The sequence below is a fragment of the Micromonospora orduensis genome, assembly GCF_006228125.1.
GTDB classification, from domain to species: Bacteria; Actinomycetota; Actinomycetes; order Mycobacteriales; family Micromonosporaceae; genus Micromonospora; species Micromonospora orduensis.
In genome coordinates, this window is the sequence record NZ_VDFY01000208.1 from 1 (window position 1) to 17,887 (window position 17,887).

Annotated in this window: 20 protein-coding genes; 12 read left to right on the forward strand and 8 right to left on the reverse strand. The window is 70.5% G+C overall.

Going from position 1 to position 17,887, the window contains the following annotated elements; all coding sequences use genetic code 11:
- Positions 1-884 (forward strand): glycoside hydrolase family protein (locus tag FHG89_RS23785; RefSeq protein ID WP_208761078.1); only part of this gene is annotated, 884 nt, incomplete at its 5' end.
- 6 nt (positions 885-890) lie between these two features.
- Here FHG89_RS23785 and FHG89_RS23790 read toward each other — a convergent pair.
- The gene (locus tag FHG89_RS23790; RefSeq protein WP_139586632.1) at positions 891-1,784 is read right to left on the reverse strand and encodes an NAD-dependent epimerase/dehydratase family protein; all 894 of its coding nucleotides are present in this window, start codon (positions 1,782-1,784) and stop codon (positions 891-893) included.
- 132 nt (positions 1,785-1,916) lie between these two features.
- Here FHG89_RS23790 and FHG89_RS23795 point away from each other — a divergent pair, with 132 nt between their 5' ends.
- Positions 1,917-2,336: a PPOX class F420-dependent oxidoreductase gene (locus tag FHG89_RS23795; protein WP_139586633.1), complete on the forward strand. Its 420-nt coding sequence runs from the start codon at positions 1,917-1,919 to the stop codon at positions 2,334-2,336.
- A gap of 110 nt (positions 2,337-2,446) precedes the next feature.
- The gene (locus FHG89_RS23800) at positions 2,447-3,769 is read left to right on the forward strand and encodes a glycoside hydrolase family 18 protein (RefSeq protein ID WP_139586634.1); all 1,323 of its coding nucleotides are present in this window, start codon (positions 2,447-2,449) and stop codon (positions 3,767-3,769) included.
- Between the two features lie 3 nt (positions 3,770-3,772).
- Here FHG89_RS23800 and FHG89_RS33935 read toward each other — a convergent pair whose 3' ends face one another.
- Complete coding sequence (locus tag FHG89_RS33935) at positions 3,773-4,171, reverse strand: effector-associated constant component EACC1 (protein ID WP_244295751.1); 399 nt, start codon at positions 4,169-4,171, stop codon at positions 3,773-3,775.
- Positions 4,172-4,381: 210 nt separating this feature from the next.
- Here FHG89_RS33935 and FHG89_RS23810 point away from each other — a divergent pair, with 210 nt between their 5' ends.
- On the forward strand, positions 4,382-7,102 hold the full coding sequence (locus tag FHG89_RS23810) for a M14 family zinc carboxypeptidase (RefSeq protein WP_244295754.1): 2,721 nt from the start codon (positions 4,382-4,384) through the stop codon (positions 7,100-7,102).
- Between the two features lie 71 nt (positions 7,103-7,173).
- Here the strand turns inward: FHG89_RS23810 and FHG89_RS23815 are convergent, their stop codons facing one another.
- Both FHG89_RS23815 and FHG89_RS23820 read right to left on the reverse strand, forming a co-directional pair.
- Entirely contained in the window at positions 7,174-7,365 is a 192-nt protein-coding gene (locus tag FHG89_RS23815) for a DUF397 domain-containing protein (protein ID WP_139586637.1), read from the reverse strand.
- Positions 7,356-8,156: a helix-turn-helix domain-containing protein gene (locus tag FHG89_RS23820; protein WP_139586638.1), complete on the reverse strand. Its 801-nt coding sequence runs from the start codon at positions 8,154-8,156 to the stop codon at positions 7,356-7,358. The genes FHG89_RS23815 and FHG89_RS23820 overlap by 10 nt, the downstream gene beginning before the upstream one ends.
- Before the next feature lie 238 nt (positions 8,157-8,394).
- On the opposite strand from FHG89_RS23820, the gene FHG89_RS23825 reads away from it, so the two are divergent.
- On the forward strand, positions 8,395-8,742 hold the full coding sequence (locus FHG89_RS23825) for a hypothetical protein (RefSeq protein WP_139586639.1): 348 nt from the start codon (positions 8,395-8,397) through the stop codon (positions 8,740-8,742).
- Positions 8,742-8,990, forward strand: a complete 249-nt coding sequence (locus FHG89_RS23830; protein WP_139586640.1) for a flavin reductase — start codon at positions 8,742-8,744, stop codon at positions 8,988-8,990. Before FHG89_RS23825 ends, FHG89_RS23830 begins: the two co-directional genes overlap by 1 nt.
- 256 nt (positions 8,991-9,246) lie before the next feature.
- Here the strand turns inward: FHG89_RS23830 and FHG89_RS23835 are convergent, their stop codons facing one another.
- Complete coding sequence (locus FHG89_RS23835; RefSeq protein WP_139586641.1) at positions 9,247-11,313, reverse strand: cellulose binding domain-containing protein; 2,067 nt, start codon at positions 11,311-11,313, stop codon at positions 9,247-9,249.
- Between the two features lie 309 nt (positions 11,314-11,622).
- Between FHG89_RS23835 and FHG89_RS23840 the strand changes: the two genes are divergently transcribed.
- The 6 genes from FHG89_RS23840 (at position 11,623) to FHG89_RS34345 (ending at position 14,744) form a co-directional block, all read left to right on the forward strand.
- Positions 11,623-12,024 (forward strand): YbaB/EbfC family nucleoid-associated protein, encoded by a 402-nt coding sequence (locus FHG89_RS23840; protein WP_139586642.1) that lies wholly within the window; start codon positions 11,623-11,625, stop codon positions 12,022-12,024.
- Positions 12,011-12,325, forward strand: a complete 315-nt coding sequence (locus tag FHG89_RS23845) for a type VII secretion target (protein ID WP_139586643.1) — start codon at positions 12,011-12,013, stop codon at positions 12,323-12,325. Before FHG89_RS23840 ends, FHG89_RS23845 begins: the two co-directional genes overlap by 14 nt.
- Positions 12,326-12,328: 3 nt before the next feature.
- The gene (locus tag FHG89_RS23850; protein ID WP_139586644.1) at positions 12,329-13,525 is read left to right on the forward strand and encodes a WXG100-like domain-containing protein; all 1,197 of its coding nucleotides are present in this window, start codon (positions 12,329-12,331) and stop codon (positions 13,523-13,525) included.
- Positions 13,522-13,863 carry a hypothetical protein gene (locus FHG89_RS23855; RefSeq protein ID WP_244295757.1) on the forward strand — a complete coding sequence of 114 codons (342 nt, stop codon included), beginning with the start codon at positions 13,522-13,524 and terminating at the stop codon, positions 13,861-13,863. The genes FHG89_RS23850 and FHG89_RS23855 overlap by 4 nt, the downstream gene beginning before the upstream one ends.
- Before the next feature lie 152 nt (positions 13,864-14,015).
- A complete protein-coding gene (locus FHG89_RS23860) occupies positions 14,016-14,531 on the forward strand; it encodes a Uma2 family endonuclease (protein WP_244295760.1) in 516 nt (171 codons plus the stop codon).
- Positions 14,532-14,558: 27 nt separating this feature from the next.
- Entirely contained in the window at positions 14,559-14,744 is a 186-nt protein-coding gene (locus FHG89_RS34345; protein WP_341874272.1) for a hypothetical protein, read from the forward strand.
- Positions 14,745-14,979: 235 nt separating this feature from the next.
- Here FHG89_RS34345 and FHG89_RS23870 read toward each other — a convergent pair whose 3' ends face one another.
- From FHG89_RS23870 to FHG89_RS23880, 3 genes are read right to left on the reverse strand one after another with little or no spacing between them, the layout of a single operon-like run.
- The gene (locus FHG89_RS23870) at positions 14,980-15,963 is read right to left on the reverse strand and encodes a LacI family DNA-binding transcriptional regulator (protein WP_425280211.1); all 984 of its coding nucleotides are present in this window, start codon (positions 15,961-15,963) and stop codon (positions 14,980-14,982) included.
- A 52-nt stretch (positions 15,964-16,015) separates the two neighbouring features.
- Positions 16,016-16,852 carry a carbohydrate ABC transporter permease gene (locus FHG89_RS23875; protein WP_139586646.1) on the reverse strand — a complete coding sequence of 279 codons (837 nt, stop codon included), beginning with the start codon at positions 16,850-16,852 and terminating at the stop codon, positions 16,016-16,018.
- Positions 16,849-17,847 carry a carbohydrate ABC transporter permease gene (locus FHG89_RS23880; protein ID WP_139586647.1) on the reverse strand — a complete coding sequence of 333 codons (999 nt, stop codon included), beginning with the start codon at positions 17,845-17,847 and terminating at the stop codon, positions 16,849-16,851. The genes FHG89_RS23875 and FHG89_RS23880 overlap by 4 nt, the downstream gene beginning before the upstream one ends.
- Between the last annotated feature and the right edge of the window lie 40 nt (positions 17,848-17,887).

Below are 17,887 nucleotides of genomic sequence, written 5' to 3' on the forward strand. Positions count from 1 at the left end.
GTGCGGGTGGGCCGCCCGCCGACCCGGCAGCCGGCCCACCCGCACCGACCACCCCCGCCGCGGCGGCGAGCCTGGCGACGGCCACCCCGACGCCGACGACGGCGAAGCCGACGGCGCGACGTCCGGCCGTTCCGGCGGCGTCCGCGGTGACGTCCAGGCGCAAGGGCGTCGGGGTGTGGACCTTCGACGGGGTCGACCGGGCGCTGGCCAGTTCAGGGGCGAGTTGGTACTACACCTGGGACGTCGCCCACTCGGGCGTCACCAGCCCGAAGGACACCGAGTTCGTCCCGATGATCTGGGGAGCGAAGAGCGTCACCGCCAGTAATCTGCGACAGGCCAGCAGGAACGGGCGGCAGCTCCTCGGGTTCAACGAGCCGGACATGGGCGGTCAGGCGAACATGAGTGTGGAGCAGGCGCTGGAACTGTGGCCGCAACTGGAGGCCACCGGCCTTGCCCTGGGCAGCCCCGCCGTGGCGTGGGGCGGCGACCGGCCCGGTGAGTGGCTCGACCGTTTCATGACCGGCGCGAAGCAGCGCGGCTACCGGGTCGACTTCATCGCCCTGCACTGGTACGGCGGCGACTTCACCACCGCGAACGCGGTCAGCCAGCTCAGGTCGTACCTCCAGGCGGTGCACGACCGGTACCGGCTGCCGGTCTGGCTCACCGAGTTCGCCCTGATCGACTTCTCCGACGGCGTACGGTTTCCCAGCCAGGAACAGCAGGCGGCGTTCCTCACCGCGGCGACCCGGATGCTGGCCGGCCTGTCCTGGCTGCACAGGTACGCCTGGTTCGGCCTGCCCGCCACGGACAAGGACCAGAGCGGCCTGTTCCGTAACGGCAGCTCGGCGACCGCCGTCGGCCGCGTCTACCAGGCCGCCCGCTGACCCGGGCTACGCCTGCCGCACGTGGTTCCGCCACGAGTGGCGCGGCTCGTACCCCAGCACCCGGCGTGCCTTGTCGATGCTGAGCAGCGTCTCGTGTTCGCCGAGGTCCTTGCGGATCTCGACGTCCGGGTAGACCTCCGCCATCAGGCTGGCGCTGGACCTCGTCATGACGGTGTCGGCGTTGGCGATGATGAAGACGTCCGCGCCCGGCTGGTCGTACGCCAGCGCCCGCTCGACCGCCTGCGCCCCGTCGCGGGCGTCGATGTAACCCCACAGGTTCCACCGGCGCAGCGTCGGGTCGGCGTCGAACGAGGGGAACGGCGCGTAGTCCTCGACATCCATCACGTTGGAGAAGCGCAGACCCACCATGACCAGCTCCGGGTCCCAGCGGCAGAAGTGCCGCGCCATCTCCTCCTCCAGCGCCTTGTTCAACGAGTACGTCGACTCCGGTCGCGGCGCGTACGCCTCGTCGACCGGGGCGTACGGCGGCGGGGTGTCGAACGGCAACCCGAGCACCGTCTCGCTCGACGCCCACACCACCCGCCTGATCCCGGCCGCCCGGGCAGCGGCGAAGACGTTGTACGTCGCGGCGGAGTTGTTCGCGAACGTGGTCGCGTTCGACATCAACCCGGGCGCCGGTACGGCCGCCAGGTGCACGACCGCGTCGATCCCACCGGCGTGCTCGTCCGCGCCTCCGGTGAACGCCTCCACCACCTGCCCGTAGTCGGTGAGGTCGACGAGGAGGAACTCGCCGTCCACGTCGCGCGGGTCGCGTCCGCCGACGCGGTCGACGGCGAGGACGTCGACGCCCACGCCGCGCAGGTGCGCGACGACGGCGCGGCCGAGTTTGCCGGTGGCGCCCGTGACGACAACGCGTCCGGGGCGTGCGGGGTCGGTCATGACCCCATCCTCTCCGCCGGCCGGGGGCGCCGCTCAGGCGGGTACGTGCGGAGATCTCCCCGTGACGGCGGTCGGGGCCTCCGGGGGTGCGTAACGTGCAGGGGTAAACGTTGACGCGAGGAGGAGACGCACATGTCCAAGCCACCGCTTCCCGAGGCCGCGGTCGAGATGTTGCGCAAGCCGAACCCGGCCGTCATGACCACGCTTCGCAAGGGTGGTCAGCCGGTGTCGGCCGCCACGTGGTACCTGTGGGAGGACGGTCGGATCCTGGTGAACATGGACGAGAGCCGCCGCCGGCTGGAGCACGTCCGCAACGATCCCCGGGTGTCCCTCACCGTGCTGGACGAGGCGGGTTGGTACACCCACGTCAGCATCATCGGGCACGTCGCCGAGCTGCGCGCGGACGAGGACTTCGCCGACATCGACCGGTTGTCGCGGCACTACACGGGCAACGCGTACCCGCGGCGGGATCGGGCCCGGGTCAGCGCCCTGATCGAGATCGACCGTTGGCACGGCTGGGGGTCGCTCAAGGACAACAGCCAGGTCGGCTGAGGGTGCCGCGGTGGCGGGGCGGCTCTTGACCGTGGACAGTGATCGGCTTAGCTTCATCAATCAGACAAGTATCTTTACTAATCCTGTCTGAGTCTCGTGGGAGTGTGCCGATGCGACAACTCCGCCACCGCCGTCTCACCGCCGTCGTCGCCCTGGCGACCCTACTGATCACCGCTGCTCCGCCCGTCGCCGCGAGCGCGGGCGGCAGGACCGACCGGGCCGGCTACCACCGGGTCGGCTACTTCACCCAGTGGGGCATCTACGGACGCGCGTTCCCGGTCAAGAAACTCGACACCTCCGGTGCGGCCAGCCGCCTCACCCACCTCAACTACGCCTTCGGAAACGTCAGCGAGGACGGACGCTGCTACCTGGACGGCGGGCCGGGCGAGGGCGACGCCTGGGCCGACTACCAGCGTCCCGTCCCGGCCGAGGAGAGCGTCGACGGGGTCGCCGACGCCCCCGGCCAGGCGCTCAACGGCAACTTCGGGCAGCTCGCCAAGCTCAAGGCCAGGCACCCCGACCTGACGGTGCTGATCTCGCTGGGCGGGTGGAGCTGGTCGACGTACTTCTCCAACGCCGCACTCACCGACGCCTCCCGCAAGGCGTTCGTCGCGTCCTGCATCGACCTCTACCTCAAGGGCAACCTGCCGGGCGCCCCGGGTGCCGCCGCCGGCGTCTTCGACGGCATCGACCTCGACTGGGAGTGGCCGAACTGGGACGGTGAGCCGGGCAACATCATCCGCCCGCAGGACCGGGAGAACTTCACCAAGCTGCTCGCCGAATTCCGCAGGCAGCTCGACGCGTACGGGCGCACGACCCGCACGCACCACCCGCTGACCGCCTTCCTGCCGGCGAACCCGGCCACCATGGACGCCGGCTACGAGGGCCGCAAGATCTTCAAGTACCTGGACTTCGCGACAGTGCAGGGGTACGACTTCCACGGCGGCTGGGAGGCGGTGGCCAACCAGCAGTCCGCGCTGCGGGTGCCGGCCGGCTCGCCGGACAACCCGGACTTCTCCGTCGAGGTGGCCGTCGACGGCTGGATCGCCCGTGGAGCGCCGCGCGACAAGCTCGTCCTGGGCATCCCCTACTACGGTCGCGGCTGGACCGGCGTCACCGGCGGTGGCAACGGCCTCTTCGGGCCGGCCGCCGGGCCCGCGCCGGCCACCTTCGAGGCCGGGTACGAGGACTACAAGAAGCTCAAGACCCTGGCCGGCAACGGCTACACCGTGCACCGCGACCTGCGCGCCGGGCACGCCTGGCTCTTCGACGGTACGACGTTCTGGACGTACGACGATCCGGCGGTCGTGCTGCAGAAGATGCTCTACATCCGCCGCGCCGGCCTGGGTGGCGCGATGATCTGGTCGCTCGACGGCGACGACGACAACGCCACCCTGACCAAGACGATCGGCCTGGGCCTGACGACCTGGTAGCCGCTACCCGGGGGTGACCGCGCGCACCGCTTCGGCGATGAGCGCGGTCACCTGGTCCATGTCCCGAGCCTGCTGGACGTCCAGCTCCGCCGACCAGCCGTCGACCCGACTGAGTGTCACCGTCACGTCGTCGCGGCGATGCGTCAGCCAGCCGGCGACCGCCTGCACCAGGATCATGGCGGCACCCGCGTCGTCGACCGCCACCCGCAGCACGTCCGCGCCGCCCTCGGCCGTCCCCTCCGTGGGCGTCAGAGTCACCCCTTCACGAAGCCGGTCATCGGCACGCAGCCAGGACGCCAGCGAACGCTGAGCGTCGGCAGATGGAAGATCCGGACAGACCGCGAGCCTGATCGCGTCCGGCACGGTCCCCTCCTTCCGGGCGACGACGGGCCACGCCACCATCCTGCCAGCCGAGCCGGACGCCGGCACCTCACGCAGTCACCGAACTCGATCGGGCCTTGACCCCCGTGTCGGCCGGTTCATAGGCTCCGGCCACTGCGAGGCATGTTCCCGAGAAGGGAAACACGAGACATGGTCCCATCGACGCGTCCATTCCGGATGGTCCCCGCGCGGCGGTTGGCGAGTGCCGCCACGATCGCTCTCCTGCTCGGCATGACCCCCCTGCTCGGCGGCACCCCGGCCGCGAGCGCCGCCCAACCCTTGCGTTGCAGCGACGATCCGACGGCACGGTTGGGCCGTGTGCCCACCCCGGAGTCGGTGCTCGGCTTCCCGCTGGGGGTGGGTCAGGAGCGGGTCGTCACCAACGACGAGGTCCGCACCTACCTCGGGGCCGTCGACAGCGCCTCGGACCGCGTCGTCACCGGCGTGATGGCGACCAGCGTGCTCGGGCAGCCGCTGCCGTACGCCGTGGTGTCCACCGAGCGCAACGTGCGACCGGCCGCGCTGCGCGAGATCGCCGACGACGTACGGGACCTGCGCGATCCGCGCCGGACCAGCGCGCGGACGGCCGCCCGGACGGCTAAGGACAGCCCGGCCATCGTCTGGGTGACCGCGAACGTGCACGGCGGCGAGAAGAGCGGCACCGACGCCGCGCTCAAGACGCTGTACGAGTTGGCCGCCGGCCTGTCCTGCGAGGTCGCGCGCCGCAACGACAACCTGGTCACCATCATCGTGCCGACGCAGAACCCGGACGGCCGCGACGCGACGCGACGGCAGAACGAGTTCGGTTTCGACATGAACCGGGACTGGTTCGCCCGCACCCAGCAGGAGACCGACGGCAAGCTCGAACTGCTGCGCCGCTACCCGCCGCAGGTGTTCATCGACGCCCACGAGATGGGTGGCCGGCAGTACTTCTTCCCGCCCAACGCCGACCCGATCCACCACGAGATCGCCGGCGAGGCGGTGGACTGGATCAACCGGATCGGCGAGGCCAACAAGGCGGGCTTCGGCTTCAACGGCGCCTGCGACGAGGCCGTCACGACCGAGTGCTACTTCAACTACGACACGTACGACATGTTCTTCATGGGCTACGGCGACACCGTGCCGACGACCGGCTTCGGCGCGGCCGGCATGACGTACGAGAAGGGCAGCGCCTCGGCGGTCGCGGACCGGGTCCAGCAGCAGTTCCACACCCAGTGGTCGACGCTCGGCTGGGCCGCCGCGAACAAGCGCGAGGTGTTGAGCGGGTACTTCGACATCTGGACCGACGCGCTCGCCCAGGGCAGGGCGGGCACCCTGGAGCCGAACGAGGTGGTGCAACCCACCAACGAGGTCCAGTTCCCGGTGCCCGACGTCACGATCCGCTCGTACTTCCTGCTGCCCGACCGGCAGCTCGCCGACGTCCGCCAGCTCGTCGAGCGGCTACGCCGGATGGACGTCGAGGTGTACGAGGTGCAGAAGCCCACCCGGGTGCCCACCGCTCGGATCTTCGGCGGCCGCAGTGCCACAAACGTGACGGTGCCGAAGGGCGCGTACTGGATCCCGATGGACCAGCCGCAGAAGCACTGGATCCAGGCGATCATGGGCGAGGACCCGTACGTCCCGTTCCCCTACTTCTACGACGTGTCGTCCTGGAGCAACCCGCTGCTGATGGGCGTCTCCACGATCTACACGGGCGACAACGTCCGCCCCAAGGCCCAACTGGTCCGCGAGGTCTCCGGCGGCCGGACCGCGCCGGCGTGGCCGTGGGGCTCGTACACGTACAGGCTGGACTCGGCGGCCGCCGCGGAGTTCACGTTCACCCTGCTGGGGCGCGACGTGCCGTTGACGCGCGACCTGGCGACGAACACGGTGGCCGTCCCGGCGACCAGATTGAGCCGTACGGTCGACGACCTGGCCCGGTCGCTCGGCGTCACCCTGACCCCGGGTGGGCGGGTCACCGGCACCCGACTGGGCCTGCCGGACGTCGGGCTGTTCCAGGGCACCGGCATCTCCACCACGTCCGGCTCGCACGGCGAGGCCCGGTACGTGCTCGGCAAGCGGTGGGGCCTCGACCTCAAGCCGGTCACCACTGCCGACATCAACGACAACACCGAGGCGTTCACCGGGCGTACCGTGCTGCTGGTCCCGGACGGCAGCAGCCCGACCGGCGGTCTGACCGCCGCCGGGCAGGCCAACCTGCGCGACTGGATCGCCCAGGGCCACACGTACGTCGGGCTGCGCAACGAGGGCACCCGGCTGGCCCGCGCCGCCGGCCTCACCTCCACGACGGAGAGGACCAAACCGGCCGACTACCTGGTGATCGGCTCGCACCTGCGGGTCGACGTCGACACCGACAACCCGGTCGCTCTGGGTCGCCCGGCGGAGGACTTCGAGTTCAACAACAGCGACCCGATCCTCAACCCGAGCACCACCGGGACGAACGTGCTCACCTACCCGACGGGCGACACGTTCTGGGCCAACGGCTACACCGTCGGCGCGGACGTGCTCAAGGGCACGGCCGCCGTCGTGGACGAGCCGACAGGTGCCGGCCGGGCGGTGCTGTTCGCGTTCAATCCGCTCTTCCGAGCGTACAACGAGAATGGTCTGCACCTGGTGGCCAACGCGCTGCTGTACCCGGCCGGCGCGCCGGACACCCGACGGACGCCGGGCGTCGACGCGGCGCGCGCCAGCGCCGCCGCCGCGCCGGTGACGCCGGACCTGGGCGGCGGGTGGCGGCCGATCACCATCGAGGTGGCGGCGACCGACCTGCCGCGCGCGCGGGCCATCGTCGAACGCTTCACCACCGACGCCCGGACGTCCGCGAAGGGCACCTCGGCGTACGTCGTGATCCCCAACCCGCAGGGACTCCAGGCCGACGAGCATCCGTTCGCGAAGGATCTGGTACGCGCGCTGCGCGACGCGCGAGTGCCACTGCGGTCGGTGGTCGCCTGACCGGTCCCCTGCGCAGCGAAGCGCCCGTCCCCGCTGTTCCGGGGTCGGGCGCTTGTCGCTCGGGGTGCCGGTTACGGCCGACGGGCGACCTCGGCGACGAACGCCCGCCACGACGCCGGCCCGAAGACCAGTGCCGGCCCTTCGGGATCCTTCGAGTCCCGCACGCCCACGATGCCCGGCAGATTGTCCGCAACCTCGACGCAGTTGCCGCCGCCGGAGCCACTGCGGGTGGACTTACGCCACACAGCGTCGATCAGGTCCATGACGTCTCCACTTCCCTCATCAGATCGAGTGACTGACGGCGGGGTAGCGCTTCGCTGCGAACCATCTCCCACCTCGACATGAGGGTATCCACATCGTCGTCGCGGTCGACGACAACCCCGCCGAGCTGGTTCTCCATCTCGGCCACCCATTTGTGGTCGGGCAGCCGGGCCAGGCTGAATGGCCCGGTCAGGCCGACGTGCATGCTGACCTCGTCCGGCAACACGTGAACGCTGATGTTCGGCCGCTCCGCGAGGGTGGTCAACTGCTTTATCTGTCCCGCCATGATCTCGCGGAAGTCCGCGCGGGCGCGACGCAGCACCGCCTCGGCGATGACGGCGATGAAGTGCGGTGCGGTCGCCTTCGTGAGGGTCGCCTGCCGGTCCATCCGGTGGGCGAGCCGCTTCTCGACCTCGTCGTCACTCAGCGTTTGGTTGCAGCGGATGACGGCCCGGCCGTAGCTCTCCGTCTGGAGCAGGCCCGGAACGAGGCTCGGCTGAAAGCACCTGAGCTGCGTCGCGGTGCGCTCCGCGTCGAGCCACGGCAGGAACCACGACGGGGTGCCGAGCTTCCCCACCATGCGCTCGAACAGGCCGGCGTTGTTGAGGGCGCGGTCGGCGCCCTTGATGAAGTCCATCGTCAGTGCACGCGTCTCGCCCTCGACCGCGCTGACGTGTGACGCGCTGAAGCCGGCACCCCGACCGAACGCCTCCTGCGTCATACCGGCGGCCCCTCGGGCGCGACGGATCTCTCCGACGATGAACGCGGCGAGCGGGTGCGGCAAGTCGGCCATTCAATGCTCCCCAAACCGGAAGATCGACTACTCACGCCACTGCCCGGCGTGGAACGTTTCGCCAGCTCAGCCCGAACCAGCGAAGCCCCTTCCGAGCGTAGTGGACTCCACAGCAGAGTGTCACCAGCGGCGCGGCCGGTGGAGGACCCGAGACCCGGCGGACGCGTTCGTACCGGGGCCGCCCCTCTGGGCGAGCACTCACGGGGCGGCCCCTCCCAACGCGAGCCAGGGGAAAACCATGCCCACAGACCAGCCAGTGCAGGTGCGGTCCGGCGATCTGCTGCACCTGACCCGTACCGCGAGCCCGCAGTTCGTCCGCCCCATCACCGTGCGCGTGATCCGCGCCCTCACCGACCGGCACACGTACCACGGTTGGTTGTGGATCGACGCCTACCAGCTCGGCCCGAACGGCGACGCCATCGCCCGACGCGAGCTGTACCTCATGCCGGCCGGCGCACAGCGGCTGGCCTCGCCGCCCTCCCGGGCTGCCGCGCCGCCTCGCCCGGCTGCGCCCGCCCAGCCGGCTGCGCCACCCCGGCGTGATGCTCGGCGGCCGGTCCGGCGCGGACCGGCGCGGGTCGGCTGATGCCCCGTCGCGCTCCCGACCACCAGCCAGCCCGCCCGACGTGGCGCTGCGGCACGTGTGGCATCGCCTGGCCCTGCTCAGCCGCCAAACTGCGTCTCCTCGCGATCTACCGGTTGGACCGCCCGGCCCTGCTGGCCCGCCTGGCGGTGCTTCAGGCGGAGGCCGCCGCCAACCTCGCCGCGCTTAACCCGGGCACCACACCGGCCGATCTGAGCGACCGCTTCACCGGCTGGGCGTCCGTGCGCTAGGTATCCCATGTCCCCCTCCCGGTGCGCGGGCGAATACGCCCGGGCCGCAACGCGCCACTGCGCCGGCGCGGAGGCAGCCCGGCCCCACAACCCCTCCGCAACGCGGCGACGGTCGACCGAGCAGGCGCCGACCAACCGACAATCGCGGTGCGTGCGCCCTACCCTGACGAGCGTGATGCCTGTGAGTCATCACGATGACTCACAGGCATCACCGACATCGAGGGGCCAGCCACCAGCGACGCCGCTGGCGGCCCGGTCAGCCGGTCGCGCAGACCGTGCCGTTGAGGGTGAACGCGGTGGGCAGGACGTTAGGCCCGCTGTACGCGCCGACGAAGCCGGCGCTCACGCTCGCGCCCACGGCGATCTGCCGGTTGTCGTCGGTCGGGGTGACCCGCACGGCGGTGCCGACCTGTTCCCAGGTGGCGCTCCAGCCGCTGCTCACCTGCTGCCATCCGGTCGGCCAGGTCCAGGTGAGCGTCCAACCGCTGATCGGCTTCGTCCCGTTGTTGGTGATCTCGACGCCGCCGATGTAGCCGTTGCCCCAGTCGTTGGCGGTGGTGAAGCGGACGGTGCACGCGCTGGCGGTCGGGCTTCCGGTGGCGAAGGTGAGCGGCGGAGAGGACCAGGACACCCGACCGGCGGTGTCCCGGGCCAGCACGTTGACCGTGTACCGGCTCCCCGGCACCAGGTTGCCGACCGTGAACGAGGTCGCGCCGGTCTCGCCCAGCTGCTCGCTGACCGCGCCGTTCTGCCGGTACACCTCGTACTTGGCGATGGGGCTGCCACCCGGGGTCGCCGCCGGCCAGGTGATCGTCGCGGCGCGGTCGGTGACGCCGCTCGCGGTGGGTTGGCCCGGGGCCGAGGGGCGCCCGGCGGACGTGCCGGCCGGTCGCAGCACGATCGTGGTCAACGAGTACGCCGGCAGCGTGCGGCTGGTCGCCGAACCGGACTGGCTGGTCGCGATGCCGGTGGCGCCGTTGGTGAGGGTGGACACCGTCGGCGCGACGGTCGACGGGGTGAACCCGGCGTAGTCGATGGTGACCGGGTGATCGTTGTCCGGGTCCTTGTTCACCAGCAGCACGGCGAGGTCACCGTTGCCCCGACGGACGGCGTGGGCGGTGACCAGAGGCTCATCGGTGCCCGCGCGTACGAACTGGTCCCCCGTCCTGGCGAACAGTTTCATCATGCTCAGCGCGTGGTACGGCGCGAACGGCGTGTTCAGTGGCGGTTCGCAGACCGAGCCGTCCTCGTTGCAGGAGCCGCTGGAGAGCATCCCGAAGTCGCCGTAGTCGGTCTGGCCGGCGACCTGCGTCACCGCGCCCAACCCGTTGTGGACGTTCCACCACTGGACGGTGAAGACGCCGCTCTCCAGCAGCCCGCTGTAGACGTCGGCCAGGAAGAGTGCCGCCGGCTGGGTGGTCCGGCCCGCGTCGACGTTCAACTCGGTGAAGCTGACGCCGATGCGGTCGGCGTTCGCGCCGGCGTACCGGCTGAGTTGCTGCCGGAGCAGGTAGGTGGCGTCCGGGAGGTGGTTGACGCGGGCCAGCGACTCGGCGGCGGTGCCACCGGGATACCAGTGCACGTCCACGAAGTCGATCTTCGGGCCGGCGAGGGAGAGCACCGTCTGGTTCCACGGACCCGGGTCACTGCCGGCGGTGATCCCGTCCGGCCAGTTGCCCGGCATCGTCAGCACCGCGCCGACCTTGATGCTCGGGTCGACCGCCTTCATGGCGTCGGCGTACTCGACGACCAGCCGCGCGTACTGGCTGGCGCTCTTGTCCGGGTGGTCGTCCGCCTCCCACGCCGAGCCGTAGTGGCCGTTGCCGTAGTTCTCGTTGCCGACCGTCCAGTACCGCGCGCCGTAGCCCTTCGTCACGTTGGCGTACCGCACCCAGTCGGCGGCCTCGGCGGGCGTGCCGGTGCCGTAGTTCGCGATGATCATCGGCTGTGCGCCGACCCGCCGGACGGCGGCCATGAAGGTGTCGAAGTCGGTGTTCGGCGCGACGTACCCGCCGGGCGCGGTGTGGTCCTTCCAGTGGTAGATGTCGGCGTACGAGCCGCCGGGGTAGCGCATCATCTGCACGCCGGCGTCACGCAGCAGGTCCGACGTCTCGGTGGTGCCCAGGTTCTGGTCCCAGATGGCGTGGTTGACGCCCAACGCGGTGTTCGGCACCGTCGCCAGTCCCGCGCGGGCGTTGACGGTGACCGCGACGGCGGCCGGTTCGGGTGTCGCGCTGGCGGTCGATGGGTTGACGCCGGAGAGAGCGGTCGCGGCGAGCAGCAGGCTCGCCAGCACCGTCGCCCGGCTTCGGGGGATGCGCATGGCGGGGTTTCCTTCGCGGTGAACGACAGTGAGTCGCCCGGCCGGCAGGGTGCCCCGCGCAGGACGGGCGGACTCGTGGACGGACAGGCCCCGGTGCCCTGTCGCTGGTGCCCGTCCCCCGGGATCCGTGGTCGGATCCCGGCTGCCCAGTGGACGGCGTCGGCCCGCGCGTGGCCTGCAATCGACGGCCAAGAATGTCACGCCCGGATCGGGGACCTCAAGGGGTGCCGAGGACACCACGCAGCGCCACCGGTTGGTAACGTGGCGGCGGCACGCGGTGATGGTCGCCGATGTTCCCAGGGGGTCGACGTGTGGGCCGATGATGCCGCGTTGGACGCGGCGGACCGCCGCCTCGACGAATGGGAGACGTCCCTTGCCGAGCAGGCCTCCCGCGCGACAACCCTCTCCACCCGACTACGGGCGATCACCGGCACCGCCACCAGCCCCGACGGCGCGGTAGAGGTGACCGTCGACTCGAACGGCCTGCTCGCCGACCTGCGCCTCGACGAACGGATCCGGCAGCAGTCCGCGACCCGCACCGCCCGGCAGATCACGGACACCACCCGGGTCGCCCACGCCGATCTGCTCAAGCGGCTCACCGGGACGACCGTCGAGATCCTCGGCGCCGGTGACCCGACCGGGCAGGCCATCATCGACTCCTACCGGCGCCGGCTGGACCCGACCGAGGACGAGCCGCATGCCCGGCGCTGACGGCATCCAGGTCGACCCGGACGCCCTCACCTCGCACGCCTGTCACATCGACCGCCTCGCCGACCGCGTCGACACCGCCCGCCGGGCTGGTCAGCACGTCCAGTTGGGTGCCGACGCGTACGGGCAACTCTGCGCGCTCATGCCCGTCCTCCTGGACGGCCTGCAACGCACCCTGGTCGCCGGCATCGGCGCGGCCGCCGAGTCCGCACGCGACACCTCCGACCGGCTGCGCACCGGCGCGGACCGCTACCGGGCGTCCGACGCCCGCGCCGAACAACGCCTGCGCCGCCAACGGAGCTGACCGGTGACGGCCAACCCGCTCGTCGGCACGGCGGCCGACACAGGCCCCACCGCCTGGGCCGGCATCTGGATCTGCGAGGACATCGAACTCGTCGCCCAGGGCATCCGGAACGGTAGCTGGATCGACGGCACCCTCGGTGTGGTCAGCGCCGGCCTCGACGCCCTCGCCCTCGTCTCCGATCCGGTCGGCGCGCTCCTGCAGTACGGGATCGCCTGGCTCATCGAACACGTCAAACCGCTCAGCGAAGCCCTCGACTGGCTCGCCGGCAACCCGGCGGAGATCACCGCCCACGCCCAGACCTGGCGCAACGTCGCAGCCTCGCTACGCGACGACGCCACCGGGCTGGCCGCCGCCGTCCGCACCGACCTGGCAGCCTGGGGCGGCAGCGCCGGCCCCGCCTACCGCACCTGGGCCGGAGAGCAGCAACAGGCCATCATCGGGCTCGCCCAGGGCGCCGACACCCTGGCCGCGATCACCGAAGGCGCCGCCGGCCTCGTCGCCGCCGTCCGGCTCCTCGTCCGCGACGCCATCGCCACCTGCGTCTCCCGCCTCATCGTGTACGCCGGCGAACTCGTCGCCACCGGCGGACTCGCCGTACCACTGGTCGCCGAACAGGTCACGACACTTGTCGCGTCCTGGGGGGCGCGGATCGCGCGGCTGCTCCGCGCACTGCTGACCAGCCTCCGCCGGCTCATCCCGATGATCCGCCAACTCGGTGGACTCATCGAGAAACTCCAACAGCTCCTCCGACGGCTCCGGAGGGGCGAACCGCCACCGGGCCGAGACATCCCAGGATCCGATCCGCGTCGCGAGACACCCGCCGCCTCTCCGAGGACGGAGCAGCAACGGATTCATGACCTCGGAATGGATCCGGCGACTGGGAAGTTCCGGCCCGGCGAGGCAGAGACAGCTGTCCGGTTGGAGCAGGAACTGGGCGTGAGGCTGACCCGCGCTCCGGTGGAGTCGTCGGCGGACTGGGTCGACGAGGCCGAGCGGACCTACGATGCGGTGGGCAACTTTCCGGCACAGTTCTTTGACCGCCAATGGCCCCGACTGCAGTATCAGATAGTGCGGCACCTGGAAAAGGCGGATCTGGTGCCGGTGGACGTCTCGACGTTCACGCCGGCACAGGTTGCGCAGCTCGAACAGTTCATCACGGACCGAGGCCTCGGTCCTCGAGTGTTCATCGTGGGGAAATGATGGCTGGCCTCATCGTGCTGAAACCCGGCGTCGACTGGACCGCGACGGGCGGCTTGTTCGACTGGACGCTGGAGTTTCTGATCTCGCGCCTCTCGGACAGGCAGGCCGTCAACCACCTACAGGAGATCGTCGACAACAATCTCGGCTCGCTCTGGGTCGACGATCTCCCCGCCGCAGCACAGCGGGAGGTCGTCAGGCTGTGGCGCGAGAGTCTGGTCGAGGCCGGCGAAGCGCAGCTCCCCGAGACCGAGCAGAAGGGCGACGTCATCCGCCGCCTTCAGGAGCTCGTGGACGCGAGCTATTCGGCCGGGTTCCCGGGATCGAATGATCCGGGGTAGCCGAGTGTCGGCCAGTCCGCCGACTGGCGGCCCGGGTCGCGACCAGGCGCGTGGAACGAGCGTCGAAGCGGCTCCCACCACAGGTTTCGGGAGTTGAACGGTACGATGCGCCCATGAGCTCAGAGGCGGTTGGCAGGTATATGCCCCCGGTCGTGACGCTCGACGACCTCACGGCGATGATGGCCGCAGACGAAAACCACCGGTACGAAATCAGCCCCGAGGGAGTCGTCTCGATCATGCCGCCGCCGGGATATGCCCACGCGATCATCGCGACCCGGCTCATGGTCTGGCTCACGCAGGGCGGTGTCCCGGCCGACCGCGTCGCCCAAGCCGTCGGGCTGCGGATACCCGGCCGTGACGGCGGTGTCGGCGGACGGATCCCCGACCTCGTGGTGTGGAGCAAGCCGCAGGCCGACGGGGTCTGGTTGCCTGTCGCGGACGTGCTCCTCGTGATCGAGATCGTCTCCCCCGGCTCCGAGGGGGTCGACACGGTGACGAAGCGCAGCGAGTACGCCGCCGCGGGCATTCCCCAGTACTGGGTGGTGGATCAGGATTCGGCGCAGACCGTCACCATGCACCGCCTGGACGGCGGCGAGTACGTGACGCGCGCGACCATGCCGCTCGCCTGGGTCCTCAACACGGGCCTGGATGAGCACGACCTCGGCTGAACGGCCCGTCCCGACACGGTGGCCAGCGTGTCGTGGATCCGGGACACCGCCCAGGGGCATCTCTACGGCGAGGCCGACGTGCCGGAGGCGCCTGTCGCGCTGGTCCTGGGCACCAAGGTGGACGCGGACGGCACCCCGTCGCCTGTGCTCGCGGCCCGGCTGGAGATCGCGCGGCGGTTGTTCGACGCGGGGTGCGGAGGGCGACGGTGGTGACCCAGTCCTTCCACCTTCCGCGCGCCGTCGCGCTGTGCCGGCGGCTCGGCATCGACGCCAACGGCGTGGGCGACGACAGCGCCAAACGGTACGCCCACACGTGGTGGTTCAGCTCGTCCCGGGAGTACGGCGCCTGTGTGAAGGCGGCGGTGGATCTGCTGTCCGGTCGGGATCCGGCTCATTTCGGTCGCCGGAGACCGGCGTCGACGATGCGCTGCGCGACGGCTGACGCGGGTCACGACCGGGGTGGCGCGGCGCTGTCGCGTTCGACGAGTTCGGTGGCGAGTTCGACGCGGGGGCTCTCGACCTTCTCTCCCCCGGCGAGCCGCAGGATGGTCCGGGCGGCCATCATGCCCATCTCGGCGAGGGGCTGGCGGACCGTGGTCAGCGGGGGCGAGCACCAGCGGACCTCGGGCAGGTCGTCGAAGCCGACGACGCTGATGTCGTCGGGCACCCGCAGCCCGCTCTTGCGGACCGCCTCGTAGACGCCGAGTGCCATCTGGTCGCTGGCGGCGAAGATGGCGGTGGGTGGGTCGGGCAGTGCCAGCAGCTGCGTACCGGCGGTGTAGCCGGCCTCGTGGTAGAAGTTGCCGGGTCGGATGAGGGCGTCGTCGACGGCGATGCCGGCGGCACCGAGAGCCGCCCGGTAGCCGTCGAGTCGGGCCCTGCTGCACATCAGGTGCGGTGGGCCGGCGATGAACCCGATGCGGCGGTGGCCGAGCCCGATCAGGTACTGGTTGGCGCTGAGGCTGCCCGCCCAGTTCGTGGCGCCGATGGTGGGTGACTCCTGCGGGTCGACGCCGGCGGGGTCGATGATGACCACCGGAAGGTGCAGCCGGCGCAGCTCGGCCTGCAGTGGCGGGTTGACCATCGAGGTCACGAAGATGACGCCCTCGGTGGATCGGGTACGCATGTTGTCGAGCCACTGCTTGGCCGAGGAGATGCGCCAGTGGATGGCCGAGACCACCGTGCCGACGCCGCTGCTGCGGGCGACGTCCTCCACCCCACGGATGATCTCCACGGCCCATGGGCTGTCGAGGTCGTTGAAGACCAGGTCGATCAGCGCGGCGTCGTCGCGCCGTGCCGGTGACCGCCGGCGGTAGCCGTGGTGGTTGAGCAGGGCCTCGACGCGTTCCCGGGTGTCGGGGGCGACGTCGGAGCGCCCGTTGATGACCCGGGAGACCGTGGGCACCGAAACACCGGCCAGCCGCGCGATCATGGCGATGGTGACATTTCGGCCGTTGTCGGAGCCCACGGTCCGCCCTTCGTTCTCAGCCCTTGACGCTGCCGGTCAGGCCGCCGATGAGTTGGCGTTCGGCCACGGCGTAGAACCCCAGCGCCGGGAGCATGGACAGCACGACGTAGGCGAGCACCCGTGCCGTGTCGTCGGCGTACTGACCCTGGAACGCCTGGACCCCGACGGGCAGGGTCCACCAGCTCTGGTCGCTGAAGACGACCAACGGGAGCATGAAGTTGTTCCAGCTGGTCACGATGGCCAGCACCGAGACGGTGGCCAGCGCGGGGCGGGCCATCGGCAGCAGGACCCGCCAGAAGAAGCCGAAGGAGCCGCAGCCGTCGAGGACGGCGGCCTCCTCGACCTCGGCGGGGATGGTACGGAAGAACTGTCGCAGGATGATGATGGTGATCGGCAGCCCGAAGGCGGCCTGGGGCAGGATGACGCCGAGCGGGTTGTCGAGCAGGCCCATGCCGCGCAGCAGCACGAACAGCGGCAGGATGGCCACCGCGAACGGGAACATCAGACCGATCGCGAACAGGGTGACCAGGAACTCGCGGCCCCGGAAGGCGTACCGCGCGAAGACGAACGCGGCCATCGCCGCCGAACCCACGACGATGACGGTGCTGCTGACGGCGATGAGCATGCTGTTGCCGAGTTGCCGCCAGAACACCCCGTTGCTCAGGATCTCGAGGTAGTTCGGCACCCAGGGGTCGGGCCAGCCCAACGGGTTGGACGACAGTTGGCCGTTGTCCTTGAAACCACCGAGCACGCCGAACCAGACAGGCACGACGATGAGCGCGCCGACGGCGATGCAGATGAGGTGCAGCACGAGGCTGCGGGTCCGCTGGGCGCGAAGCGCCGTGGCGCTCATCGCTGGCCTCCCTGGTTGGTGATCGCGCCCGCGGTGTCACGACGTAGGACTACGCGCTGGTAGAACAGGGCGAAGACGAGGCTCAGCAGGAACATGACCATGCTGATCGCGCTCGCGTAGCCGACCTCGAAGCGGCGGAAGCCGTACTGGTACATCGTGACGGCCAGGGTCTCCGAGGAGTGGATCGGACCGCCACCGGTGAGCACCCAGACCATGTCGAACAGTTGGATGGTGCCGATGACCGACAGGAACACGCTGATCCGGATCGTCGGACCGAGCAGTGGCAGGGTGACGTGGCGGAACGCCTGCCAGGCGGTGGCACCGTCGGTGACCGCCGCCTCGGACAGCTCCTTGGGAATGCCCTGACGGGCGGCCAGGAAGAGCATCATGTAGAGGCCGAAGTACTTCCAGGACACCACCATGAAGACGGCGATCAGCACGGTGTCCGGGTCGGCGAAGACCGTGCCCGCGTCGGCGCCCAGCCACTGGGCGACCCCCTCGCCCAGCCCTCGGTTGGGCGAGAACACCAGGGTGAACAGCACGGCCGTGGTGACCTCGGAGAGCACGTACGGGGCGAAGAAGATCAGCCGGTAGAAGGCCCGCCCGCGCAACGGCTGGTTGAGGAGCATGGCCAGGGCCAGCGCGGCGGGCAGCTGCACGGCCAGGGACAGCACCACCAGCACGAAGCCGCGCCACAGGTCGCCGCGGAAGGTCGGGTCGGCGAACGCGCGGGTGTAGTTGTCCAACCCGACGAAGTTCTCCGGCAGCCCGAAGCCGTTCCACTTGTAGAGGCTGGCGTAGGCGGCCACCAGGATGGGGGCGACGACCAGCAGCAGGAACAGCGCCAGGGCAGGCGCCAGGAACACGGCGAGGACGCCGCCCCGGCCGGGCCGGGGCTGGCGGCCGCGCTGTCGCGCGGTGCCCGGCCCCGGTGCCGGCGGATCGGTCGCCGTGTCGCCGCGCCTCGGGTACGACACGGTCGATGGCCTGGTCATTCCTGCTCCACTCGGGTTCTACGGCCGGCTACGGATGGAT